At 38.0% G+C, this 22,655-nt stretch carries 25 protein-coding genes, 1 other RNA gene and 1 pseudogene; 4 read left to right on the plus strand and 23 right to left on the minus strand.

Annotation, left to right across the window (positions count from 1 at the left end):
- Nucleotides 1–31: 31 nt before the first annotated feature.
- The 14 genes from IGJ04_RS02945 to IGJ04_RS03010 all read right to left on the minus strand — a co-directional run bounded on the left by IGJ04_RS02945 (nt 32) and on the right by IGJ04_RS03010 (nt 13,733).
- Nucleotides 32–1,069 carry a sugar-binding transcriptional regulator gene (locus IGJ04_RS02945; RefSeq protein WP_085443264.1) on the minus strand — a complete coding sequence of 346 codons (1,038 nt, stop codon included), beginning with the start codon at nt 1,067–1,069 and terminating at the stop codon, nt 32–34.
- A 420-nt stretch (nt 1,070–1,489) separates the two neighbouring features.
- Entirely contained in the window at nt 1,490–2,368 is an 879-nt protein-coding gene (locus IGJ04_RS02950) for a YitT family protein (protein WP_002357090.1), read from the minus strand.
- A gap of 142 nt (nt 2,369–2,510) precedes the next feature.
- Nucleotides 2,511–3,080 (minus strand): TIGR01440 family protein, encoded by a 570-nt coding sequence (locus IGJ04_RS02955; RefSeq protein ID WP_002364165.1) that lies wholly within the window; start codon nt 3,078–3,080, stop codon nt 2,511–2,513.
- Nucleotides 3,077–3,583, minus strand: a complete 507-nt coding sequence (locus tag IGJ04_RS02960; RefSeq protein WP_002395212.1) for an ECF transporter S component — start codon at nt 3,581–3,583, stop codon at nt 3,077–3,079. Before IGJ04_RS02960 ends, IGJ04_RS02955 begins: the two co-directional genes overlap by 4 nt.
- Nucleotides 3,567–4,403: a bifunctional hydroxymethylpyrimidine kinase/phosphomethylpyrimidine kinase gene (locus IGJ04_RS02965; protein ID WP_025191152.1), complete on the minus strand. Its 837-nt coding sequence runs from the start codon at nt 4,401–4,403 to the stop codon at nt 3,567–3,569. The genes IGJ04_RS02960 and IGJ04_RS02965 overlap by 17 nt, the downstream gene beginning before the upstream one ends.
- A 149-nt stretch (nt 4,404–4,552) precedes the next feature.
- Complete coding sequence (aspS, locus tag IGJ04_RS02970) at nt 4,553–6,322, minus strand: aspartate--tRNA ligase (protein WP_002360034.1); 1,770 nt, start codon at nt 6,320–6,322, stop codon at nt 4,553–4,555.
- A gap of 17 nt (nt 6,323–6,339) precedes the next feature.
- Entirely contained in the window at nt 6,340–7,641 is a 1,302-nt protein-coding gene (gene hisS / locus IGJ04_RS02975) for a histidine--tRNA ligase (RefSeq protein WP_002362049.1), read from the minus strand.
- A complete protein-coding gene (locus IGJ04_RS02980) occupies nt 7,638–7,859 on the minus strand; it encodes a hypothetical protein (protein ID WP_002383130.1) in 222 nt (73 codons plus the stop codon). Before IGJ04_RS02980 ends, hisS begins: the two co-directional genes overlap by 4 nt.
- A 139-nt stretch (nt 7,860–7,998) precedes the next feature.
- Nucleotides 7,999–8,445 (minus strand): D-aminoacyl-tRNA deacylase, encoded by a 447-nt coding sequence (dtd, locus tag IGJ04_RS02985; protein ID WP_002357080.1) that lies wholly within the window; start codon nt 8,443–8,445, stop codon nt 7,999–8,001.
- Nucleotides 8,446–8,468: 23 nt separating this feature from the next.
- Nucleotides 8,469–10,682: a RelA/SpoT family protein gene (locus tag IGJ04_RS02990; protein ID WP_002357079.1), complete on the minus strand. Its 2,214-nt coding sequence runs from the start codon at nt 10,680–10,682 to the stop codon at nt 8,469–8,471.
- A 214-nt stretch (nt 10,683–10,896) separates the two neighbouring features.
- The gene (locus tag IGJ04_RS02995; RefSeq protein WP_002357078.1) at nt 10,897–11,649 is read right to left on the minus strand and encodes a 16S rRNA (uracil(1498)-N(3))-methyltransferase; all 753 of its coding nucleotides are present in this window, start codon (nt 11,647–11,649) and stop codon (nt 10,897–10,899) included.
- Nucleotide 11,650: 1 nt separating this feature from the next.
- Entirely contained in the window at nt 11,651–12,598 is a 948-nt protein-coding gene (gene prmA, locus IGJ04_RS03000) for a 50S ribosomal protein L11 methyltransferase (RefSeq protein WP_002357075.1), read from the minus strand.
- A gap of 15 nt (nt 12,599–12,613) precedes the next feature.
- Entirely contained in the window at nt 12,614–13,099 is a 486-nt protein-coding gene (locus IGJ04_RS03005) for a DUF3013 family protein (RefSeq protein ID WP_010713278.1), read from the minus strand.
- A complete protein-coding gene (locus IGJ04_RS03010; RefSeq protein WP_185928058.1) occupies nt 13,056–13,733 on the minus strand; it encodes a DNA-3-methyladenine glycosylase in 678 nt (225 codons plus the stop codon). The genes IGJ04_RS03005 and IGJ04_RS03010 overlap by 44 nt, the downstream gene beginning before the upstream one ends.
- Nucleotides 13,734–13,861: 128 nt before the next feature.
- On the opposite strand from IGJ04_RS03010, the gene IGJ04_RS03015 reads away from it, so the two are divergent.
- From IGJ04_RS03015 to IGJ04_RS03030, 4 genes are all read left to right on the plus strand, one after another.
- On the plus strand, nt 13,862–15,139 hold the full coding sequence (locus IGJ04_RS03015) for a replication-associated recombination protein A (protein WP_010713277.1): 1,278 nt from the start codon (nt 13,862–13,864) through the stop codon (nt 15,137–15,139).
- A gap of 72 nt (nt 15,140–15,211) precedes the next feature.
- Nucleotides 15,212–15,405, plus strand: a non-coding RNA gene (gene ssrS / locus IGJ04_RS03020) — 6S RNA.
- Nucleotides 15,406–15,466: 61 nt separating this feature from the next.
- A complete protein-coding gene (locus tag IGJ04_RS03025; RefSeq protein ID WP_002380425.1) occupies nt 15,467–15,745 on the plus strand; it encodes a hypothetical protein in 279 nt (92 codons plus the stop codon).
- A 176-nt stretch (nt 15,746–15,921) separates the two neighbouring features.
- Nucleotides 15,922–16,395, plus strand: coding sequence for a universal stress protein (locus IGJ04_RS03030; RefSeq protein WP_002357065.1), 474 nt, complete (start codon nt 15,922–15,924; stop codon nt 16,393–16,395).
- A 111-nt stretch (nt 16,396–16,506) separates the two neighbouring features.
- Here IGJ04_RS03030 and IGJ04_RS03035 read toward each other — a convergent pair whose 3' ends face one another.
- The 9 genes and pseudogenes from IGJ04_RS03035 to comGA all read right to left on the minus strand — a co-directional run bounded on the left by IGJ04_RS03035 (nt 16,507) and on the right by comGA (nt 22,612).
- Nucleotides 16,507–17,694 carry an acetate/propionate family kinase gene (locus IGJ04_RS03035; protein WP_002357064.1) on the minus strand — a complete coding sequence of 396 codons (1,188 nt, stop codon included), beginning with the start codon at nt 17,692–17,694 and terminating at the stop codon, nt 16,507–16,509.
- Nucleotides 17,695–17,718: 24 nt separating this feature from the next.
- On the minus strand, nt 17,719–18,726 hold the full coding sequence (locus IGJ04_RS03040) for a class I SAM-dependent methyltransferase (RefSeq protein ID WP_002357063.1): 1,008 nt from the start codon (nt 18,724–18,726) through the stop codon (nt 17,719–17,721).
- Between the two features lie 128 nt (nt 18,727–18,854).
- Nucleotides 18,855–19,208 carry a competence type IV pilus minor pilin ComGG gene (comGG, locus tag IGJ04_RS03045; protein WP_016618446.1) on the minus strand — a complete coding sequence of 118 codons (354 nt, stop codon included), beginning with the start codon at nt 19,206–19,208 and terminating at the stop codon, nt 18,855–18,857.
- A complete protein-coding gene (gene comGF, locus IGJ04_RS03050) occupies nt 19,208–19,642 on the minus strand; it encodes a competence type IV pilus minor pilin ComGF (RefSeq protein ID WP_010707381.1) in 435 nt (144 codons plus the stop codon). The genes comGG and comGF overlap by 1 nt, the downstream gene beginning before the upstream one ends.
- Entirely contained in the window at nt 19,632–19,958 is a 327-nt protein-coding gene (locus IGJ04_RS03055) for a type II secretion system protein (RefSeq protein WP_010775953.1), read from the minus strand. Before IGJ04_RS03055 ends, comGF begins: the two co-directional genes overlap by 11 nt.
- On the minus strand, nt 19,924–20,370 hold the full coding sequence (gene comGD / locus IGJ04_RS03060) for a competence type IV pilus minor pilin ComGD (RefSeq protein WP_016618445.1): 447 nt from the start codon (nt 20,368–20,370) through the stop codon (nt 19,924–19,926). Before comGD ends, IGJ04_RS03055 begins: the two co-directional genes overlap by 35 nt.
- Nucleotides 20,367–20,642, minus strand: a complete 276-nt coding sequence (gene comGC, locus IGJ04_RS03065; RefSeq protein ID WP_002356991.1) for a competence type IV pilus major pilin ComGC — start codon at nt 20,640–20,642, stop codon at nt 20,367–20,369. Before comGC ends, comGD begins: the two co-directional genes overlap by 4 nt.
- Complete coding sequence (gene comGB, locus IGJ04_RS03070) at nt 20,642–21,688, minus strand: competence type IV pilus assembly protein ComGB (RefSeq protein WP_016618444.1); 1,047 nt, start codon at nt 21,686–21,688, stop codon at nt 20,642–20,644. Before comGB ends, comGC begins: the two co-directional genes overlap by 1 nt.
- Nucleotides 21,645–22,612, minus strand: a pseudogene (gene comGA, locus IGJ04_RS03075) (competence type IV pilus ATPase ComGA). The gene comGB and the pseudogene comGA overlap by 44 nt, the downstream one beginning before the upstream one ends.
- Nucleotides 22,613–22,655: the final 43 nt, after the last annotated feature.

Consider the following 22,655-nt stretch of genomic DNA (forward strand, 5'->3'; position numbering starts at 1 on the left):
TCCTCCTTATGAAAATCAAAAATTTTTTATTTTAAAGGGTTACCCCTTTTAAAATCTCGTTTGCAGCAGCTTCATCTGTGATGAGCCACGTTTGTTTTGGTGCATTTTTCATATATGCGCGAATGGCTTTGGCTTTCGTTTTGCCGCCCGCAATTGCGACGACATAGGGAATTTCTTGTAAGTTTTTTAATTGAAGACCAATTCGTGGAATTTTATAGACCACTTTTCCTTCTTCATCAAAGAAATAACCGAACGATTCTGCCACGGCATTTTTTTGTTTGAGCATAACCATTTCGTCATCAGACATTTTTCGGCGTGCCGCCATGTGCAACGCTCGACCAATACTGTGCACCACACAGTTGGCATGACTAATTAACGTAAGAACTTCTTGAATCGAGGGTTCTTGTAATAAACTATTATACGTTTCACGACTCAATTGTTCTGGGACATATAACGCCCGGTAGTTACCACCCGTTTTGTTGGCCATTACAGCACTAATTGAATTGGCTTGGACAGAAACTGCTTCACCAATCCCTCCTCTGGCTGGAACAAACAAATTATGACGGTTTTCAGTTTCTAGTGATCCCATATTTTCGGCCACCATGGCCATTGTTGTCCCACCCATAACCGCAATTGTATTCTCACCATTTGGTAAGAGTAAATTCAGCGTATTGGTTAAGACATCTCCAAAGTCCGAAAGAACTTTCTTTTGGATATCACTATCTCCTGCAACAACGATACAACGTTGAATGCCAAAGTACTGTGTCATTTCTTTTTCGATTTGGTGCATGCCAAGCAATTGATTCATGACTAATTCTAAGCCTTGGTAGACTTCCAAACCGCGTTCTGTTAATGTCATTCCGCTTTTTGAAGGTTCAATCAGGTTGAGCTGCTTCAAAACATCTGTTTCTGTACGCAAGACTCGCTCTGTAATTCCCATCGTTTCTGATAAACTTCTACGTCCAATAGGTTGCATCCAATAAATATTGCGAAGAATTTGGAATCTTTCTTGTAATACATCGAGCATATCTGGAGCAACTGCTTCAATCATTTTAAATTCTTTTAACATGATGCGCTCCTTTTGTGGGTCGAAATATGTCCAAGTAAGACTGAAAACGACCTATGAACTTTAAAAAAATAGAATTGATGTTCGTTTTTCCTACTATTTATTCATAACAGTATTAAAAGTACTTATCAATTACACACTTAGTGTACCAGTTTTTTTGGGTCTTTTCAATAAAAATGATTCTTTTTTCATCGTTTTCTTTCAAATCCAAACAAAGCATTCGTTTGCGAGAAACAATAGCGACTTATTTCCGAATAATTAGATTTAATTAAACCAAAAGCAAAGGAATTCACGAACGTCTTTCAATTAACTTCTTGTTTAAATGGGAATTTCAGGTCCTCACACAAAGCATTTTTTTACTTATTTTTCAAAAAAAGCAACGAAAGAATAGACACAGCCATTCTCTCGTTGCTTCATATCCTTTTATTTGTAATCTTCTTCGTAAAAACGTCCTAAAATTTTGACATTATCTGAGATGCTGACAAAGGCATTCGGATCGCTTTCTTTCATGGCTGCTTCTAAACTTGGCAACTCAAAGCGTGTCACAATAGTTAGCAGAACAGTTTGGCGGTCGTGGCGATATGCTCCTTCCGCTTCATGAATAATTGTAATACCACGGCGCATTTTCTTTTGAATCTCATCCACGACTCGATCTGGGTTTTTAGTGACAATCATAACTTGCATTTTCTTTTGCTTAGTATAAACGGCATCTGTGACCTTCCCACTTACAAAAATTGATAACGCACTGTAGAACATGTACTGCCAGCCAAATAAATAACCTGCAACGAAGACAATTAGTGCGTTAAAATAAATTGAAATCGAGCCAACGGAACGCCCCGTTTTTTTCCGAATGGTAATGCTTAGAATATCTAAGCCCCCAGAAGAAACCCCGTTTTTTAAAACAAAACCAATTCCTGATCCAGAAATCGCCCCACCAAAAATAGCACAGATAATTGGATCTTGAGTCATCACCGTTTGCGGAACAATATGCATAAATAATGAAGTTAAAGTCACGGTAATGAAAGTAAAAATTGTAAACTTCTTACCTATTTTTTTCCACGCAATAAAGAATAACGGCACGTTTAAAAGATACAATGTAATGGAGACAGGCACATTAAAACCGACAATTTTTGTTGAGAGGGTTGTTAAAATTTGTGCCAAGCCTGTTAAGCCACTGGAATAAATATTTCCTGGTTGATAGAAAAAGTTCATGGCAATTGATGCAAGAATAGCATAGACAATCGACACGGAAAATTTTGTTGTATAGTCATGAACTGGCAGTCCGTCATAAATTTTTTTCATAAATAATAGCCTCGTTTCAGGTTTTCAATAAATTACATTTCTTTTCATATTATACGTGGTTTACCGAGAGAAAAAAAGAGATTCCTATAATAATTACGGAAGATTCATCAAATGTTTATAGAAATGAAAAAAGAACGAAATCTTAACGATTTCGTTCTTGGGTTGTTTCATAATGTGCTCTTGGTCCACCAATATATTTAGGACGAGAATATAATGCTGTAACATGGGCCGCACCTAACGTTCGAATGCTCAAGCGAAGAGGAACTTGCACATGTTTTACATGCATACCGATAGATGTATCGCCAATGTCAATCCCTGCTTGAGCAACAATATGCTCCACTTCCACAGGTTCATCAAATTTTTCAAAGGCAGCCACTGAACAAGAACCGCCAGCATGTAATTGTGGTACTACCGAGACAATTTCAAAGCCTTTTTCTTCAGCCACACGACGTTCCATCGCTAAAGCACGATTAATATGTTCGCATCCTTGGACAGCCAAAGAGATGCCTTTTTTATCTAATTGTTCAATTAAGGTTGAGACAATCCATTGTCCTACTTCGGCACTGGAATTTTTACCAATGACGCCACCTACTACCTCACTGGTGGTACAACCCAAAACGAATAGGTCCCCTTTTTTTAAATTCCCTGCTGTAATGACTTCTTCTGTAATTGTCACTAACTGTTCTTTTAACATTTTTTCATCGATAGTCATTTGTTCATCCTTCTTTCTTCTAAACGACCATTTTTTGGTAACACACGTTTTAATGTTTGACTAAGAGGCAATGCTACAATCACCCCAAATAAGGATTGAATGATATTCCCTGGTAAAGAGGCAATCCCCGCACCCACGCCGTAAAGCCAGCTAGTCGCTAAAGCATACCCGCTAATCATAAGGAGACTGGCTAAAAGTAATCCTAGCGTTTGCATCTTTTTACTTTTATTAAAGAAGTGACCTGCTAACCAACCTTGTCCGCCATGAATCAATAACGAAAAAACGAACCATTGTGGATAGCCTGACAATAAATCAATTAAACCACCGCTTAAAGCTCCGACTGTCAAGCCACCAATCGGACCAAAAAGTAAACTAGCAATGTAAATCCCTGCATCCGCCAATGTAACAAAGCCATTTGTTGCTGGGACGGGGATAATAAAGACCATTGACACAGCCACTGTTAAAGCGGTAATTACTGCATATAGACTAATTTTTCTTGTCATTATCCGCCACACCTCCTGCTAGTAATCCTTCATGCCACACACTTCCAAAAGCTGCATTTAGCTGGACCCCAGAAACAATGGCTTCATGAACGTATGTTTTTGCTAAATCAACTGCTTCAATTAACGGATATCCTTTAACTAAATTCGCACCAATTGCAGAGGCAAAGGAACAACCAGCGCCATCAATGGTGTGGGCCATTACTTTTTCTTTGACCAATTGAATATGTTGTTGTCCATCATAAAAAAAGTCACGTGCTTCTTGGCCAAGCCAACGATTACCACCTTTAATCACCACCGTTGCCGCTCCTAAAGAGTTTAACTCTTCCGCCGCTTGTTGGACTTCTTCGACGGTTGTTAATTTTCTGCCAATGAGTAATTCTGCTTCTTTCAAATTAGGCGTTATAATCGTTGCGAATGGAAAAAGTTTTTCAATCAATAACTGCATGTATCTTTTTTCATAAACTGAAGTCGTTTCTTTAAAAGCCAAGACAGGATCCAACACCACCGGCAGACCTGCGTACTTTTTCAAAAAGGTTGCAATTTGTAGCATACTTTCTTCACTGTGAATCAAGCCAATCTTGATGCCGTCTAAACTCCCGGCAGGTATGGAAGCGAGTTGCTCTTTCACCAAAGAAGTCTCAAGGTCATGAATCTGAAAATGATTCTTAGGGGCTGTAGCAAGGCAAGTTAAAGTTGATAAGCCAAAGACTTGATGATTTTCAAACGTTTTTAAATCTGTTTGAATCCCGCCACCTGAAAAAGGATCGGAACCGCCAATTGTTAAAATTATTTTTGTCATTTGTTTCGCTCCTTTATACACTCAGTTATCATACAAAGTTTTCTAAAAAGAAAAAACAGCCAATTGGCAGATTTTTAGCTCAGCCACTTTTTATTTTGTTATCCTTTTCTTTCCCAAAGAAAGAGTGACCTCATCCGTCAATGAAGTCACTCTTTCTTTAGATTTAACATTTATTCGTCAATGGCTGTTACATCAATGTTTAATTCAAACAATTGTAATGGAGAAACTAAACTTGGTGCGTTGTTCATTGGGTCAATTGCTTTCCCGTTTTTAGGGAAGGCAATCACTTCACGAATATTTTCTTCCCCAGCCAATAGCATTGCTAAGCGGTCTAGCCCTAAAGCAATCCCTCCATGTGGCGGGAAGCCGTAATCTAATGCGTCTAGCAAGAAACCAAATTGGTCTTGTGCTTCTTCTTTTGTAAAACCTAACGTTTCAAACATTTTTTCTTGTAATTCTCGTGTATGGATCCGTAATGAGCCACCGCCTAATTCGTAGCCGTTTAAGACAACATCGTAAGCTTCAGCATACACAGAGGCTGGGTCTGTTGCTAAGCGGGCCACATCCTCTGCTTTTGGTTGTGTAAATGGATGATGAGCAGAAACATAGCGGCCAGCTTCTTCATCATATTCAAACAACGGCCAATCCACAATCCATAAGAAATTGAATTTCGATTCATCAATTAAACCTAATTCTTTACCTAAACGTGTACGTACCGCACCTAAAGCAGCGGCTACGATTTCAGGTTTATCGGCACCAAACATTAAAATATCACCGACTTCTGCATTGGTAGCAGCAATTAATTCATCACTAACTTCTGTTAAGAATTTAGCAATTGGTCCTTTTAAGCCATCTTCTTCAACTTTTAACCAAGCTAAGCCTTTTGCGCCAAATTGACTCACATACTTACCTAAGTTATCCATATCTTTACGAGAATACTTATCTGCGGCGCCTTTTGCATTTAAAGCCTTCACATGTCCACCATTTTCCAACGCTGCTTGGAAAACTTTGAAGTCTACGTCTTTCACTACATCTGCAACATCAATTAATTCCATAGCAAAACGAGTGTCGGGTTTATCGCTACCATAGCGTGCCATCGCTTCGTCATAGCTCATTCGTGGAAACGGAACAGAAATCTCAATTCCTTTTGTCTCTTTCATCACTTCAGCCAACATATTTTCTGTATATGTTTGAATTTCTTCTGGTGTTAAAAAGGTCGTTTCGATATCGATTTGTGTAAATTCTGGTTGACGGTCGCCTCGTAAATCTTCATCACGGAAACAACGAACGATTTGGTAATAGCGATCGAAGCCTGCCCCCATTAATAATTGTTTAAAGAGTTGTGGTGATTGTGGCAAAGCATAAAAATGACCGGCATGGACACGAGAAGGAACCAAATAATCTCGAGCGCCTTCTGGTGTTGATTTGCCTAAATAAGGAGTTTCAATGTCTAAAAAGTCATGATTATCTAAATAGTGACGGATTGTTTTCGTTACTTGGTGACGTAATTTAATGTTGTTTGTCATTGATGGACGACGTAAATCTAAATAACGATATTTCATGCGCAATTCGTCATTAACGTTATTATCATCTTCAATGGTAAATGGCGTTGTTTTCGCAGTATTTAAAATCGTAATGTCAGTCGCCATCACTTCAAACTCGCCAGTTTTCATTTTGGGATTAATCGCTTCTTTATCACGATAAACGACTTGACCTTTAACTTCGATGACGTATTCACTACGACATTTATCAGCAATTTCCCATGCTTCTTTTGACTTTTCTGGGTTAAAGACCACTTGGACGATTCCTTCACGGTCACGTAAATCAATAAAGATAACGCCTCCTAAGTCACGACGTTTTTGAACCCATCCTTTTAATACAACTTCTTTTTCAATAAATTCGGCAGATACATTGCCGCAATAGGTTGTGCGTTTTGCCATTTCTCAATCTCTCCTTTTTATTCTTCAATCATTTTTGTCATCATTTCGTCATACACTTCATCAAATGAATCATGAATAGCACTTAACGGGAAGGCTTTTTCTTCGCGTGTTGCCATTGATTTTACGTTGACAATGCCTTCATTCAATTCATTTTCACCGATTGTTAAAACTAATTTTGCTTGTAATTTATCGGCCGTTTTAAATTGCGCTTTTGGTTTGCGATTCATGTAATCACGATCAGCTGAGAAACCAAAGTTACGAATGCTTTGAACAAGTTGCAAAGCTGCGACGTTGGTTTCTGAACCAATGCCAACCACATATGCGTCTAATTCAGATAACGCTGGAATCACAACTTCTTCAGCTTCCATTGTTAACAACACTCGCTCAATGCCCATACCAAAACCAAAACCTGGTGTGTCTGGGCCGCCTAATTCTTCAACTAAACCATTGTATCGGCCCCCTGCACAAATAGTTGATTGCGCCCCCATTTTAGGCGCTTCACTCATAATTTCAAAAATTGTGTGTGTGTAATAATCCAGACCGCGAACCATATTACTATCAATTTCATAAGGAATTTCTAGTAAATCTAACATATCAGTTACTGCTTCAAAATGTGCTTTAGATGGTTCATTTAAATAATCTAAAATGGAGGGCGCTTCCGCGACAATCACCTTGTCTTTTTTATCTTTGCTGTCTAACACCCGCAATGGATTTTCGTGTAAGCGACGTTGTGAATCCTCGCTTAATTCTGCCATATGGGGCTCTAAATAATCGATTAATGCTTGACGGTACGTAGCACGTGTTTCTTTATCCCCTAAGGAATTAATAACTAATTTGATTTGTTGGATGCCTAATTGTTTGAAGAAGTCCAAAGCCATAGCCATAATTTCAACATCCAATGCTGGGTTTTCACTACCAAATGCTTCCACACCAATTTGATGGAATTGACGCAAACGACCAGCTTGTGGGCGTTCATAGCGGAACATCGGCCCCATGTAATAGGTTTTATATGGTTTCGTATATTCCGGACCATATAATTTATTTTCAACGAAGGCCCGAACAATTGGCGCTGTCCCCTCAGGACGTAGCGTCACGTGACGGTCTCCTTTATCATAAAAATCATACATTTCTTTTGAAACAATATCTGTAGTATCGCCAACACTGCGAGATATCACTTCATAATGTTCAAAAATCGGGGTTCTGATTTCTTGGTATTGATAATCTTTAAAAATCAAACGAGCTGTTTCTTCCACAAATTGCCATTTTTCAGAAGTTCCTGGCAAAATATCGTTTGTTCCTTTTGGTTTTTGATAACTCATTGTCTTTCTCTCCTTCTATCATTCCACAAAAATGTGTGCGCCATTTTCTTTTTTCTAAAAATGAAAAAAGCCCTTGTATGTTGAACATACAAGGGCGTAAAAGTCTCTTTTACACGGTACCACCTAGTTTTGAAAGATTTTACTCTTTCCTCAACGATTAACGCTCGTAACGGGACGGCTTTTCTTCCGTCCATCTCCAGAATGTCTTTCACTTTCACTGTTGAAGTTGCTCTCAGCCACGGCAACTCTCTCTTCGCAGACAGATGAAACTTACTCGTTCCTTCGTAGATTTTTAATATTATCTATAAACTACTAAAGTTCTCTTAGAAAGTCAAGGGTTTCCGACAGGAAAATCAATTATTTTTCTCGTGTATCAATCACAATGGTCACTGGACCATCATTGGTCAACGACACTTGCATATCCGCGCCAAATTCTCCTGTGGCTACCGCTATTCCTTCTGCTTCTAATTGTTGATTAAATAATTCATACAAAGGAATCGCCACATCTGGACGAGCCGCTTCAATAAAACTGGGACGATTGCCTTTTTTAGTTTTTGCATAGAGGGTAAATTGAGAGATACTCAAAATTGATCCTTCAATCTCTTGAATACTGCGATTCATTTTTCCTTCGTCATCTTCAAAAACACGTAATTTACTGATTTTGCCAACAACATAAGCCACATCTTCTGGCGTGTCTTCTTGATGAATGCCCACCAGCACCATGAAGCCTTGTTTGATTTGTCCCACTATCTGCTCTTCTATCGCAACTTGTGCTTGACTGACTCTTTGAATAACTACTTTCATCTTTTTTGCCTCACTTTTAACACTTACCCATTGGTTCGACGAACACTATAAACATCTGGTACACTTTTAATTTTGTCAACGATGGTTTTTAAATGAGAAAGGTTTTGAATTTTCACAGTGACATGAATCTGGGCCATCTTATCTTTGGATGGACGAGCTTCAACGCCGACTAAATTTTTTGTCATCGAACTAATGACTTGTAAAACATCACTCAGTAAGCCACTACGATCATAGCCGTAAATCTCCAAATCGGCAGCGTATTCTTTGCGACTGTGCTCGGTATCTTCCCACTCAACTTCAATTAGACGTTGTGCTAATTCTTCTTGATGTTGTACGTTAGGACAGTCCGCACGATGAATTGAAACGCCCCGTCCTTTGGTAATGTAACCAACGATTTCATCACCAGGCACTGGATTACAACAGCGGCTTAAACGAATCAATAGGTTGTCCACCCCTTGAATCACGATGCCGCCTTCATGACGAACTTTCATTTTTTCTGATTCTTTTTTAGCTGGCTGATTTAACAACTCTTCTGCTTCTTGACGTTGGCGTTCCAACTCTTGTTCGCGGCGTTCTTTTTCTGTTAAACGATTGCACACTACTTGCGCACTTACTTCGCCATAACCTACTGCCGCAAATAAATCATCTTCCGTTTGAAATTTAAATTTATCTAGCACTTCCGCCATTTTATTCTTCGTTAAAAATTCTTTCGGTGTAAAGCCGATTTCTGTCATGTATTTAATGACAGCATCATGCCCTTTAATAATGTTATCTTCACGGTCTTGTTCTTTAAAGAAACGTTTGATTTTATTTTTGGCTTTACTTGTTTTAACCATTTTCAGCCAGTCGCGACTAGGTCCGAAAGAATTCGGTGATGTTAAGACTTCAATAATATCCCCATTTTTTAGGACATAGTCTAACTGTACCATTTTGCCGTTGACCTTCGCACCGGTTGTTTTATTTCCAATTTCAGTATGAATGCTGTAGGCAAAATCTAGTGGTCCGGAGCCTTTTGGCAGTTCGGTTACATCTCCACTTGGCGTAAAGACATAGACTTTGTCACTAAAAATGTCTTCTTTAACACCTTGCATAAATTCAGAAGCATCATAGCTTTCATCTTGTAATTCAATAATTTCATGGAACCAATCGACTTGCTTCGTCAGTTCATCTGTTTCAATTTTTTCCGCTTTGCCTTCTTTATAGGCCCAATGAGCCGCCACCCCAAATTCGGCGATTTGGTGCATCTCATGGGTCCGAATTTGGACCTCTACTGGATTCCCTTTTGGCCCAATAACTGTCGTATGGATAGACTGATACATATTCGCTTTTGGCATAGCAATATAATCTTTAAAGCGACCTGGCATTGGTGTCCAACGTGTATGAATCGCACCTAACACGGCATAGCAATCTTTAATGGAATCGACAATAACACGAATGGCTAATAAGTCATAGATTTCATTAAACTGTTTCTTTTGGTCCTTCATTTTACGATAGATTGAATAAATATGTTTTGGTCGACCATATATTTCTGCGTAAATTTCTAAATCTTCCGTAGCTAAACGAATATCTTCGACTGCTTCTGCCACATAAGCTTCACGTTCATCGCGTTTACTTTGCATCAAATTAACAATTCGATAGTATTGGTTGGGGTTAATATAACGTAAGGCCGTATCTTCTAATTCCCATTTAATTCGACTAATCCCTAAGCGATGTGCTAAAGGCGCATAAATTTCTAAAGTTTCTTGTGCAATCCGTCGTTGCTTATCTTCACGTAAATGTTTTAATGTGCGCATATTGTGCAAACGATCGGCTAGTTTCACCATAATAACCCGTAAATCTTGCGCCATTGCCAATAACATTTTTCGATGATTTTCAGCTAATTGTTCTTCATGAGATTTATATTTAATTTTTCCTAGTTTCGTTACGCCATCGACTAACATTGCGATGTCTTCGCCAAATTCTTCTTTTAAATCGTCCAGTGTTACGTCCGTATCTTCGACAACATCATGTAAAAATCCTGTTGCTACAGTATGGGGATCCATATGTAATTCAGCCAGAATGCCTGCCACTTGAATCGGATGGATGATGTAAGGTTCACCTGATTGTCGGACTTGACCTTCGTGTGCTTTTTCAGCATAAGTTAATGCTTTTTGAACCAACTCAACATGTTCTGGTCCCATATAGGTACTTACAATTTTGATGACCGCTGGGCCTGTCAGTATTTCTTCTTTTGGCATGGTATTCACTCCTCTATGAAGGTGACCTTTGGATAAAGAACACTTCGTTCACGTTTTATCTATTTTAATAAAAAAGAAAAGTACCACTTGAAACAGTAGCACTTTCAACAACTCTATTATACTAAATTTCCCTTAAATTTCAATCACTGTCGCTTTTTTACTCTCTGTTTATTCAAAGAGAATGCCTCCAAGAATTTTACAGGCGGGCTTTCGTTTAATTTAAAAGTTCCATTTGGTAGCTAACCGCACTTAAAAGATACAACGGTGCTGTTTCTGCTCGTAAAATTCTCGGACCCAACCCGCAAAGTTTCGCCCCAGCCTGCAGAAATTGTTCAATTTCTTGCGGTGCAAAGCCACCTTCAGGTCCAAAGAGCACACACAAACGTGCGCCTGGCTGGCAAGTGGATAATACTTGTGCTAATTGACTTTTTTCTCCTTGTTTTGCTGATTCTTCATACGCAACCAAGACTGTATCATATGAGTCAAATTGCGCAATGATTTCTTGTGTTTTTTCCACCAAAGAAACACTTGGTGTCTGCTGCCGATGCGATTGTTCCGCCGCTTCTGTGGCAATTTTTTGTAATCTTTTTTCTTTGGCTGCTCTTTTTTTGTGGTCCCATTTGACAACGGAAGTTTTCGCAGGAAAGCCGATAAACTGATTGCCACCTAGCTCCGTGCCTTTTTGAACAATCCATTCTAACTTGTCCCCTTTTGGTAACCCACACGCAATCGTCACTTCAATTGGCAATTCTTTGTCCATTTCTTCTTTACTAATTTCTTTAAAGTAAACAGACGTTGAATCAATTTCCACAATCTCAGCTAAAATGGCAGTTTTATTTTGAAATACTAAATAACAACGATCATTCGGCGTCATTCGCATAACTCGCACAATATGATGATAGTTTTCATCTGCGACTTTATACAAATCTTTTTCTTGATAATCTTCTTTCATGAAATACCGTTGCATTTTACTCTTCCTCTGGTTTCTTCAAGATAATCGCATACCAATCGCCTTGATTAAAGAGTTGGTCCACCACAAACCCGACTTTCGTTAGTGCTTCTAAAACCATTGCTTTTTTATCTTCAATAATTCCAGAAATAATGAAGGTACCGTCTTGTTTTAGCAAACGCCAAGCATCTTCAATCATTAACACAATAATATCTGCCAAAATATTTGCGACGATTACATCAGCAGAATGGTCAATCCCTTTTAGTAAATCATTGGCTGACACATGAACATCGGCCGCAATGGGATTTAAATCCATATTTTCTTTTGCCGCTGCAACTGCTACTTCATCTAAATCATATGCGTAGACGTCTTTAGCCCCTAAATAGCGACTTGCAATACTCAAAACACCAGAACCCGTTCCTACATCTAGAACTGTTTCGCCACCACGTAAAACAGTTTCTAAAGCTTGCAAGGTTAAACGAGTCGTTGGATGCGTGCCTGTACCGAAAGCCATGCCCGGATCCAATGTGATAATTTTTTCTGCTTCATCTTGTGCGTGATAGGCTTCCCAACTTGGCACAATCGTTAAGAATCGTGTGACACGGACAGGATGATAATATTTTTTCCAAGCAGTTGCCCAGTCGCTTTCTGCTACTTCACTAATTGTCATTTCGTTTTTACCAATGGATAAGCCGTACTCTGGCAAGCGTAAAATATTTTCTTTCATAAATGGTAAAATTTCTGGTAAGAAGGTTGTTTCAGGAAAATAAGCCATCACAATCGCCCCTTCTTTAATGTGGGTGAATTGCTCTTTATCTAAAATTTCCCCATACAGATCACTTTCAAAATTTTCAATGTCCAACGCATCTTCAATGGCCACGCCACTTGCGCCAGCTTCCATCATAATGTTTGAAATTGCTTCAACTGCTTCGCTAGCCGTTTCTACTTTTACTTCTGTCCACTTCATGTTCTCACCTCTAAATTAATAACTTGGATACGCAATCCATTGTTCTTTTTCTGTTTCTGCCACTTTTTTAATCATCGCTTCAAAATCTGCTGGCTCCCAATGCAATTCAAAAACTTCCGCTGTTTCATCTGATAAAAAGTCTAACAAATCACTTTGCCCTTCATCTAAAACCACTTTTAAATAGTGAATGAATCCGTCTAAAACTGCTTTGCGTAGCCCTTTTTTTCCTTCATAAGGAATTGTGACTAAATACTCTTCATCATCAACGACTGACTTTTGCGGATTATAAAATAACAAGCCATCTTCAAATTCAATGAATTCTTCTTCTGAAAGCGTACCGTCAACATCATCAATCGCCACTTGTTCATTGTTTTCTGCATATAAACGAACAATGACTTCGATGGTATGGTTTTTGCGATCCCAATCAAGGCCTACTTCGTAATCTGCTAAGTGTTTTTCAAGTTGTTCCTCTAAGTATGTGAGCATTGTTGCTTTTTTCATTTTCTTCATCCTTCCAGTCAAAATCTATTTGGTCTACTGCTGTTCTTTTTTGTTTAGAAATATATGGATTGCCAGCCACGACGTATCTTAAAGGCAACTCTGTCCAACGACCTTTGTTGGGAATTCCAATTCGTGGTAGTGCCTCAATTTTTTTCGGAAATTTTCGTTTTTCTGGCACGAGCCGTAACGAACTAGAAAAAATCGACTGCCCATATAATTGCTTATCAATTCCTAAGGCTGCAACTAATTTACCTGGTCCATTGGTCAATTCCACGCCTTGACGTCCTTGGCGATTTTCAATCATTTTGTCGACACCTTCAACAGGTTCAATCGCGCGGATCATCACCCCTTGTGGTTTGCCTTGTTCTTGTGTCACCATATTTAAAATTAAATGCGTGTGCATAGTATATAAATAAATCGTGCCTGGTTTGTCATACATGGCTTGTAAGCGTGGCGTTTTTCTCAAGCCAAAGCTATGGGCCGCCTCATCATCAGGACCTAAATAAGCTTCTGCATCCACAATGTACCCACCTAAAACGCCTGTTGCTGTTTCGTGCTCTAAATACATCCCTAACAAGTATTGCGCCACTTCTTCAGTTGTTTTTGTGTTAAAGATATTTATCGTTTCTTTCATTTCTTTCACCACTCCCTATCATACACGAAACCTTCCGCTATATCCATCTAAAACCCAAAAAACCACCAAAAAGCGAATGTACGTTCTTTATGTTATAATAAGATGATTATGAAAAAGGAGGTCCTTTTATGCAACAACCTTTAGCCTATCGAATGCGACCTCGTCACTTAGACGAAGTAGTTGGTCAACAACATTTAGTCGGCCCTGGTAAAATTATTCGTCGGATGGTCGAAGCCAAAATGCTTTCATCGATGATTCTTTATGGGCCGCCTGGTACTGGTAAAACCAGTATTGCCAGCGCAATCGCTGGTTCAACAAATTATGCCTTTCGCATGTTGAACGCGGCCACAGACACCAAAAAAGATTTACAAATCGTTGCTGAAGAAGCCAAAATGAGTGGCACAGTGATTTTACTGCTTGATGAAATTCACCGATTAGATAAAACAAAACAAGATTTTTTGCTCCCTCATTTAGAAAACGGACGAATTATTATGATTGGAGCAACTACCGAAAATCCATATATTACAATTAACCCTGCGATTCGTAGTCGCACGCAAATTTTTGAAGTAAAGCCCTTAACAGAAACAGACATTCAGCAAGCGATTCAAGAAGCCTTAACCGATAGCACACGTGGCTTAGGCGATTATCCCGTCCACTTAGAAGAAAAAGCATTACAACATTTGACACGCGCAACGAACGGTGACTTACGTAGTGCGCTAAATGGACTAGAATTAGCTGTTAAATCAACACCCAAAAATGAACAAGGCGAAATTAAGATTACTTTACCGATTATTGAAGAGTGCGTGCAACGAAAAGCCTTAACCCATGATAAAGATGGCGATGCCCATTATGATGTAATTTCCGCTTTCCAAAAGTCGATTCGAGGAAGCGATGTAGATGCTGCACTTCATTATTTAGGTCGCTTAGTTGAAGCAGGTGATTTACCGATTATTTGTCGTCGTTTAATGGTCATTGCTTACGAGGATATCGGTCTTGGGAATCCTGCGGCCGCCGCTCGGACAGTCACCGCTGTTCAAGCCGCCGAAAAGCTAGGGTTTCCAGAAGCTAGAATTCCTCTAGCCAGTGTCGTCATTGATTTATGTTTATCGCCAAAATCAAATTCTGCAGTCACAGCGATTGATGCTGCTTTGGCAGATATTCGACAAGGCTCTGTGGGAGATGTTCCTGATCATTTGCGTGATGCCCACTATGCTGGAGCCAAAGAATTAAACCGTGGTATTGGTTATCAATACCCACATAATTTTGAAAACGGTTGGGTCGATCAGCAATACTTACCTGACAAATTAAAAGAGGCACGTTATTACGAACCGATTGATATTGGTAAATATGAACAAGCCTTACATCAGCAACTCAAGCGTATCCAAGAATGGAAACAGAAAAAATAACAAAATAATACGCTTTCAAAAAAAGAAACAATCTCGTTGCCGATTTTGAGAGAGTATGCTATTATAAAGATGGTAAGTCTGTGATGTACGCGTTGTCCTTTCACTGTGTTGACCGAACATTTTTATTGATATCTAGGGATCCTGCTTGTATCAAAGTTGGTAACATGCCTTTTCTTTTGGTAGTTCAATACTGCGATCGAGGAACCCACCTGCTTATCTTGCGGGTTCAATACTCTAGGACGATTACCGGCATCGACGGATTTTACCATTTTTATGTAGATTTCTAAACAATTTGCTCTGGCAAGTTGTTTTTTTTTGGAGGACAAGATGATTCGTATACTCGTACTATTACTCGCCGTTGTCACAGGCGTAGCCAGTTATTATTTGATGAAGAAAAGTGCAGCTTTTTTACCACTCTTAAAAAAAGAAACTGCAACAGAAAGTCAACAGTTTATCGAACGTTTTGGGCGTTATTACTTGATTATCGCCATTCTAGGTGTTCTAGCGGCTATTTTTAATCGCCCGTTATTGTCAATTGGTTTTATCTTTTTTGTTTTATTACTTTCAACGTTGTTTAGTTTAACTTTTGCAAAAAAAATGTCATAAAAGACGATGAATTTAAAACTTCGTTCAAAAAGATTTTTTTGAACGAAGTTTTTTTTACAAAAAAATGCCAATATTCAGAAAAAAGAAGCGGTTTCAGTTTCTTTTTTTCTTTGTTTGTTTTACAATTATTATAGAAACAATTAATGATTTTTTTTACGCTGAAAGGAGCGGTTATTATGTTACAACAATATCAAAAAATTATGATAGCAATCGATGGTTCTGACGAAGCAGACTTAGCCTTTAAAAAAGCGGTCAACGTCGCTAAACGAAACGATGCTGAATTACTATTAGCACATGTTGTTGATACGCGCTCTTTCCAATCAGTGTCCTCTTTTGATGGTGCGCTAGCAGAAGAAGCAATGTCAATGGCAAAAGAAACCTTAGACACCTACCAACAACAAGCGGTGGATATGGGACAAACAAAAGTCTCTAGCGTTCTAGCCTATGGTTCTCCTAAGAACATTATTGCCAAAGAATTACCAAAAGAATACAACATTGATTTAATTATGTTAGGAGCAACTGGATTAAATGCCGTTGAGCGTTTATTTATTGGCTCTGTCTCTGAATCAGTTATCCGTAACGCTAGTTGCGATGTTCTCGTTGTACGGACGGATTTAGACAACAAATTACCAAAAAATGAAGAAAAATAAAAAATAAGAAGAAACTGAGCCAACTATCAAAAGTGATAGTTGGCTCAGCTTCTCTTTATTGACCTATTAAGCACACCTTGTGAGAGCGTCTCACAAGGTGTGTTCGTTTAATTATTTTAGACGTTCTACGTCACGGGCAATCATTAACTCTTCGTCAGTTGGTACTAATAGAAGCTTGATTTTTGAATCATCAGTTGAGATAACTGCTTCTTCACCGTGTACATTATTTTTGTCATCATCGATTTCACAACCAAACCAAGTCATGCCATCAATAATATCTTTACGAACGCCAACTGCATTTTCACCGATTCCAGCAGTAAAGACAATCGCATCAACGCCATTCATAACAGTGACATAGCTACCAATGTATTTACGAATACGATCGATAAAAATGTTGTATGCTGTTTGAACTTCAGGTTTATCTAGGTTTGATTGAATATCGCGCATGTCGCTTGATAAACCATTTGTTAAACCTAATAAACCAGATTTTTTGTTTAAAATATCAACCATGTCTTGTACATCAGTCAAGCCAAGTTTTGTCATTAAATAAGGCAATAGTGACGCATCAACATCCCCTGAACGAGTCCCCATTGTAACGCCAGCAAGAGGAGTGAAGCCCATTGATGTATCGACTGATTTACCACCATCAACTGCAGTGATTGAAGCACCATTTCCTAAGTGACAAGTGATAATTTTCAAGTCTTCAATTGGACGACCTAACATTTCTGCGGCACGTTGAGAGACATAACGATGACTTGTTCCATGTGCCCCATATTTACGAGCAGCAAATTTTTCATAGTATTCACGCGGTACACTATATAAATAGTTGTGTTCTGGCATTGTTGTGTGGAACGACGTATCAAAGACTGCCACGCTAATGATTTCTGGTAAGATATGTTTAAATGCTTTAATCCCCATTGCATTCGCTGGGTTGTGTAAAGGTGCTAATTCAGATAAAGCTTCAATTTTTTCTAATACTTCGTCTGTAATAACAACAGAATCTTTAAATTCTTCTCCACCAGCAACTACACGGTGACCAACACCAGTAATTTCATCATAAGAACCTAAAATGTTTAAGTCGATTAATTGGTCTAGTAACATTTTTACTGCCACTTCATGGTTATCAATATCAACAATTACTTCATATTTTTGTCCTTCACCATATTTAATTGTGAAGATAGAATCTTTTAAGCCAATACGTTCAACGATTCCTTTAGCGATCACTTCTTCATTTGGCATTTGGTATAATTGCCATTTTAAACTTGAACTACCTGCATTAATTGCAATTGTTTTAGACATAATTTTCTCCTCTTCGTTACTATTTTATTTTAAATTTGAAGCTTTCCAAGCTTCAAATTGTTTAAAGAACTCCGTTACTTTATTGATATCTTTCAAAGAGGCAAGTTTTGCTAACAAAACTTCCTTCACTTGCTCAGCATCTGCACCCTTGTTTTGAACAAGCAAGATACTTTTACGTGATTGTTCTGACTTAAACAATTCATCAGGTAACTGTATCATTCCTTGTAAATAGACATTTTTTGTCAACCAATTTTTAAAGAATTCACTTTGCTCAGTCTCTAAAATATTTGTCGGGATTAAGAATAAGCCAAACCCTGCTGGCTTCACGTATTTCATAGCTTGCTCCATTAATAAATGATGCGCATAACTATGGCCTTCCTCAGCAGCAGCAGCAAATCCCTTTGCTCGCTCATCATTTGGATAATAGCCAATCGGTAAGTCACTTAATGCTAAATCAACTGGATCCAATAACAAATCTTGCAATCCGTCTTGATGGAACAACTGAATATTGGCTTGTGACCAAGCATTGTTCACAGAAGATACTGCCAAAAGTGTTTCATCGATATCCACACCATAACCAGAAACTTTGTAACCAGCTGTTTCAAGGTTCAGCAGAACCGTTAACAGTAAATTTCCCATTCCTGAAGCAGGATCTAAAATTTTTAATGGCTCTGATTTATTTGTTAATTGTTCTACTAAATAAACAAACAAAAAGCCAATACCGTCTGGCGTCAATTGATGATTTGCTTGAAGCTGCTCTTTTCTCGTTCCTTTTAACAAAAGTAATTGGGACAAGCGTCGCACATCTTCAGGAGCTAAATCAATTTTTTTAATCGTATGATACAGCGTTTCTAATTGTTTCACTGTCTCTGGATTAGGTACTCCGTCAAGTACTCGTACTTGAAAATCATCTAAAATATTTTCACCATTTTCAATATACGCATCTAAAAAAGAAGTATCCAATGACTGTTGCAATAACTGGATTGCTTGTTCCATTGGCTCGAAAGCCTCTTCAATTTTTTCTGGGAACAAATTAGCACCTCTATTCTATTCAAAATGTAACAACTTCCATACCTGTTTTATTTTAACGAAAAAAGAAAGAATAATCAATGCCTTTACTGTCTTTCTTCTAAAATCTAATAATTTGTAGAAAAACAACGCTATTCCAGTATTGTTTCCGCTTTTTTTTGATGAGAAACTCTCTCTTGATATTGGTATTTTCGACCAGATTTGTTTAATAAAACAGTTATTCTTAATTGTTCATTTTTGTACGTATAATCGAGGGTCACTTGCGCGTATACGAGCCTTTCTTCTGTTTTTAACTTTCGTCTATTTTGTTTAACATCTGCAAGAAATAAATGAAGGATACTTTGCCCTGCATAGTATTCCTGGGTAGCTTGCGTAAATTTTTGTGTTAACTGACGTTCTTCTAGTAACAGAAGGGCGAGAAAACTCATCAAATAAACAAAGGCCATGGCCGTGAACAATAAGTTTCCTGAATATTTTTGCCTCATTAAAATTCTCCCTTTATTGGAAAAAAACTATCAAATGTTTTTCCAGAAGTAAAAGTAATTTCCAAAGTAAACGATTGTCCTTCATTTTTAAACTGTCCATTTTTGATACCAATTAACAGCGGTTGGTAACCTTTACCATTGACTCGCTTAATAATTTTATCTTCTTTGATTTGAATTGAAATAGTCTTGTTTGTTTCTGAGTCGAGGAAAGAAATCTCTTGAGCAGAGCCTGTTTGGAAAACGAGCTTTTGACATTCTTTTTCTAATTGAATTAAAAAAATATGCCAGGATTTCGAATCATTGTTTTTCAAATATTGATTTCCGATAAAACTTTGTTGAATCATCAACTGAAACAATTGACACATACAACTTAAAACGACTAGTGCCACTAAACACTCTAACATCGTAAAACCCGCATATTTTTTATTGACCAATCAAAATCGCTCCTCTTGAATCTGTGACTTTTAGTATCCTTCTTCCCTCGTTCTCCATCAAAGAAAATCGGTAAGTTTCTCCTTGATATATCCGCTCTTTGAAACGTAAATCACCCGTCTGCTCTAAAAATAAAATTGCTTCGTATCCTAGACGAGTGCGCGTTAATTCTTGCTCCCGTTGATAATTTTGCTGAATTAATTGTGTAATAGTCAGGGAGAATATCCCTGCTACCACACATACAATACTAAAACTAACGAGACTCTCTAATAAAATAAAACCGCTATAAATAGTTAATTTTCTTCGTATATTTGCCACTCCCCATCTGAAATTGTAAAATAAGTTGCTGTTTCTTTTCAGTCCAAGTAAAAATATATTTCACTAAACGACCATTGTTCCCTGACGAATGAAGAAAACTGAGTTTGCTTGGACCACTCACTGTCATTTTTTCAGGTACAGCTAGCGAAGTCCTTCGAGCTGATTGGTTAAATTTATCAGGAAATGAAAAGCTTTGTTGTTCTTCAAAAAACCAAACTTCTTGTGTTTCCTCTAAAACAATTGCTTGCTGTTGCGCAAAACGAAGTTGTTTTTCTACCGTAGCAAGAAACTGTTCAATTTTTAATGTTTCTTGCCAGCGGTTAATAGCGAGTGTTGGGAGCATAGTCATAAAGCAAACAATCGTTAAACTAGCAAGTGTTTCCATTAATGTGAATCCTGCTGACTTGTTCATTGCTTTTCTGCTGTATATTTATCTAACTGCTCTTTAGTAATGTAGCCTTCGTTGACTAATTCATTTAAGGAAGGCGTCTTATTTTTTTCTAGTGTGTAGAGCTCGATTTGTGATTCTACAATTTTTACGATTGCTTCATTGCCTTTTTTGTCAACTGTTTCTTTATGTTTCGCTAAGTTAGGGACAAAAAGTAAAATCAATACGGAAATAATCAATAAGACAATCAACATTTCTAATAATGTAAACCCCGCGTATTTTTGTTTCTTTTTCATTATAAAACTCCTTCCATATTGCCATAAATAGGCAGCAACATTGCCCCATAAACACCGATAATTAAACAAGCAATTATGATAAAAATAAGTGGTTGAACGAGAGTAATGACTCGTTCAATTTTTTTGAAAAAACCTTGGAAACAGACATTACTATAAACCATCAACTCCTTGCCTAATTTTCCTTTTACTTCTCCTTGTTGAATCATTAAACCCAATGCTTTTGTAAAAAAAGGATAAGCAGCTAATTGTCTATGTAAGGTTTCACCAACTAGCAGTCCTTCACTAATCGCTCCAGCTAATTCTTTCATTAAGGGGTAATTGGTTGTATGGCGCATCAAATCGATGACCTCTTTCATTTCTAATCCTTGCGCAAGCAACTTCCCCCATTCTAGTGCAAAAAAAGCACTGACGTATTCCCGATAAAGGCCACGGATAATGGGCAGTTTCAGATATACGAAGGCCCGCTGAATAGCAGACTGATGCTTCAAATAACGGTTTAAAATGAAGAAACTAAATGAGAGGACAAAAACTAAGGCAACCAGAATGTATGGACTGTAAACAATCAGAAGAATCCCAATATTTTTAGAATAACTATTGGCATCATTTTCCATTAATTGGGGCAATAAAAATTGCCGAATACCAACAATGACGAGAATCAAAAAAACAATCAGGAGCAGCGGATAACTAATTATTTTAAAGAACTGTTGCCGATATTTTTCCGTTTGAAAAAAATGTTCGGAAATCGCTTGTAGTGTCCCTACCAAATCCCCGTGTGCGGTAGCAAACGATAATTGAGCCGAGACCATTGTTGAAAATCCTAATTCTTCGACTAAAGCTTGTAAGGCAATGCCTGAGGAAAAACCTTCAACTAAAAAAGTTATACTGTGCTGAGGTAATGCGTTTGATTTTTTCATGAAGGAAAAACTTTCTTGTATATTAAAACCATTGGCAAGTAAATCCGCTAATAGTTTCAGAAAAAGCTGCTGTTGTTTTTTCGTTAGTTTATTCGATGGCTTGAAAATACGTTTTTTCTGTAATAAACCCATACGCCCACGCCTTTCTTAGATTCTTTTGCCAACTACTCTTTATAACAGCTTCCTTAAAGAAGAAATAATCATAAAGAATTCCCGCTACTTGTTCCTTATTAATCGTGGTTGTCAAAATCTGTTGGTAAATGATACCTTGCAAGCATTCAGCCAATTCATGCTCTGGGCCACCTAATTCTATCAAACGCCGTTGCACCCCCAATAAGTTACGGGCGTGAATTGTCGCAAAAATAGTATGACCCGTTAAGGCGGCTCGAATAACTGCTTGAGCCGTCTCGCCATCACGAATTTCACCAATAATCAAAATATCAGGATGATGGCGCAAGCAAACTTTGATCAAGGCTTCGTACGTTAACTGAATTTTTTCATTTGTTTGCAACTGTAAAAACTGCTTTTCCTCAATTTCAACAGGATCCTCAATCGCTATCACTTGTTGTTCGCCACTTCTTTGTTTAGCCACACGATACATGGTTGTTGTTTTCCCAGAACCAACTGGCCCACTGAATAAATAAAGTCCTCGTTTCTGACAAGATGCTTCAATTTCATTCAGCTGGTGGGGAAAGAAAAAATGTTCAGCTTGTTCACCAAATCGGTGCAAAAAACGAATTACCAAGCTCTCTCGATTCTGAAAATCTCCCACAGATGATAAACGCAAGCGTTGCTTCGTCTCGCCAATTAGATAAGTTGTCGCGCCTAATTGTGCTTTTCGTCTTTCTCCGACATCCATGCCGCCGATAAATTTAAAGTGGAAAATTAACTTTTCGCCTATTTCTGCGGAAACTTGTGTGTAAAGTGTCCGTTGCATCCCTGTCCGAAAAGAGATGGCTATTTCGGTATCATTGGGTAAAAAATAAACGTCTTGCGCCCATGAAGGACGCCCCATTCAATTAATTGATGAGCTAATTTTTTTACATTTTCAGTCATTCATTTCCTCCTCTCACTAATAAACTACGCATTTATTTTATGA

This window comes from Enterococcus sp. AZ050 (genome assembly GCF_051715085.1).
GTDB lineage: Bacteria > Bacillota > Bacilli > Lactobacillales > Enterococcaceae > Enterococcus > Enterococcus faecalis.

What these genes read in the sequence shown, in the direction of transcription:
- IGJ04_RS03030 (WP_002357065.1), top strand. Translation starts at nt 15,922, where the DNA reads ATGTTACAACAATATCAAAAAATTATGATAGCAATCGATGGTTCTGAC.
- hisS (WP_002362049.1), bottom strand. Translation starts at nt 7,641, where the DNA reads ATGAGTTATCAAAAACCAAAAGGAACAAACGATATTTTGCCAGGAACT.
- IGJ04_RS03015 (WP_010713277.1), top strand. Translation starts at nt 13,862, where the DNA reads ATGCAACAACCTTTAGCCTATCGAATGCGACCTCGTCACTTAGACGAA.
- comGB (WP_016618444.1), bottom strand. Translation starts at nt 21,688, where the DNA reads ATGGGTTTATTACAGAAAAAACGTATTTTCAAGCCATCGAATAAACTA.
- IGJ04_RS03025 (WP_002380425.1), top strand. Translation starts at nt 15,467, where the DNA reads ATGATTCGTATACTCGTACTATTACTCGCCGTTGTCACAGGCGTAGCC.
- IGJ04_RS03005 (WP_010713278.1), bottom strand. Translation starts at nt 13,099, where the DNA reads ATGAAAAAAGCAACAATGCTCACATACTTAGAGGAACAACTTGAAAAA.
- IGJ04_RS03010 (WP_185928058.1), bottom strand. Translation starts at nt 13,733, where the DNA reads ATGAAAGAAACGATAAATATCTTTAACACAAAAACAACTGAAGAAGTG.
- IGJ04_RS02990 (WP_002357079.1), bottom strand. Translation starts at nt 10,682, where the DNA reads ATGCCAAAAGAAGAAATACTGACAGGCCCAGCGGTCATCAAAATTGTA.
- IGJ04_RS02950 (WP_002357090.1), bottom strand. Translation starts at nt 2,368, where the DNA reads ATGAAAAAAATTTATGACGGACTGCCAGTTCATGACTATACAACAAAA.
- aspS (WP_002360034.1), bottom strand. Translation starts at nt 6,322, where the DNA reads ATGGCAAAACGCACAACCTATTGCGGCAATGTATCTGCCGAATTTATT.
- IGJ04_RS02960 (WP_002395212.1), bottom strand. Translation starts at nt 3,583, where the DNA reads ATGACAAGAAAAATTAGTCTATATGCAGTAATTACCGCTTTAACAGTG.
- comGD (WP_016618445.1), bottom strand. Translation starts at nt 20,370, where the DNA reads ATGAACAAGTCAGCAGGATTCACATTAATGGAAACACTTGCTAGTTTA.
- comGG (WP_016618446.1), bottom strand. Translation starts at nt 19,208, where the DNA reads ATGAGGCAAAAATATTCAGGAAACTTATTGTTCACGGCCATGGCCTTT.
- comGC (WP_002356991.1), bottom strand. Translation starts at nt 20,642, where the DNA reads ATGAAAAAGAAACAAAAATACGCGGGGTTTACATTATTAGAAATGTTG.
- IGJ04_RS02955 (WP_002364165.1), bottom strand. Translation starts at nt 3,080, where the DNA reads ATGACTATCGATGAAAAAATGTTAAAAGAACAGTTAGTGACAATTACA.
- dtd (WP_002357080.1), bottom strand. Translation starts at nt 8,445, where the DNA reads ATGAAAGTAGTTATTCAAAGAGTCAGTCAAGCACAAGTTGCGATAGAA.
- IGJ04_RS02945 (WP_085443264.1), bottom strand. Translation starts at nt 1,069, where the DNA reads ATGTTAAAAGAATTTAAAATGATTGAAGCAGTTGCTCCAGATATGCTC.
- prmA (WP_002357075.1), bottom strand. Translation starts at nt 12,598, where the DNA reads ATGAAGTGGACAGAAGTAAAAGTAGAAACGGCTAGCGAAGCAGTTGAA.
- IGJ04_RS02995 (WP_002357078.1), bottom strand. Translation starts at nt 11,649, where the DNA reads ATGCAACGGTATTTCATGAAAGAAGATTATCAAGAAAAAGATTTGTAT.
- IGJ04_RS03035 (WP_002357064.1), bottom strand. Translation starts at nt 17,694, where the DNA reads ATGTCTAAAACAATTGCAATTAATGCAGGTAGTTCAAGTTTAAAATGG.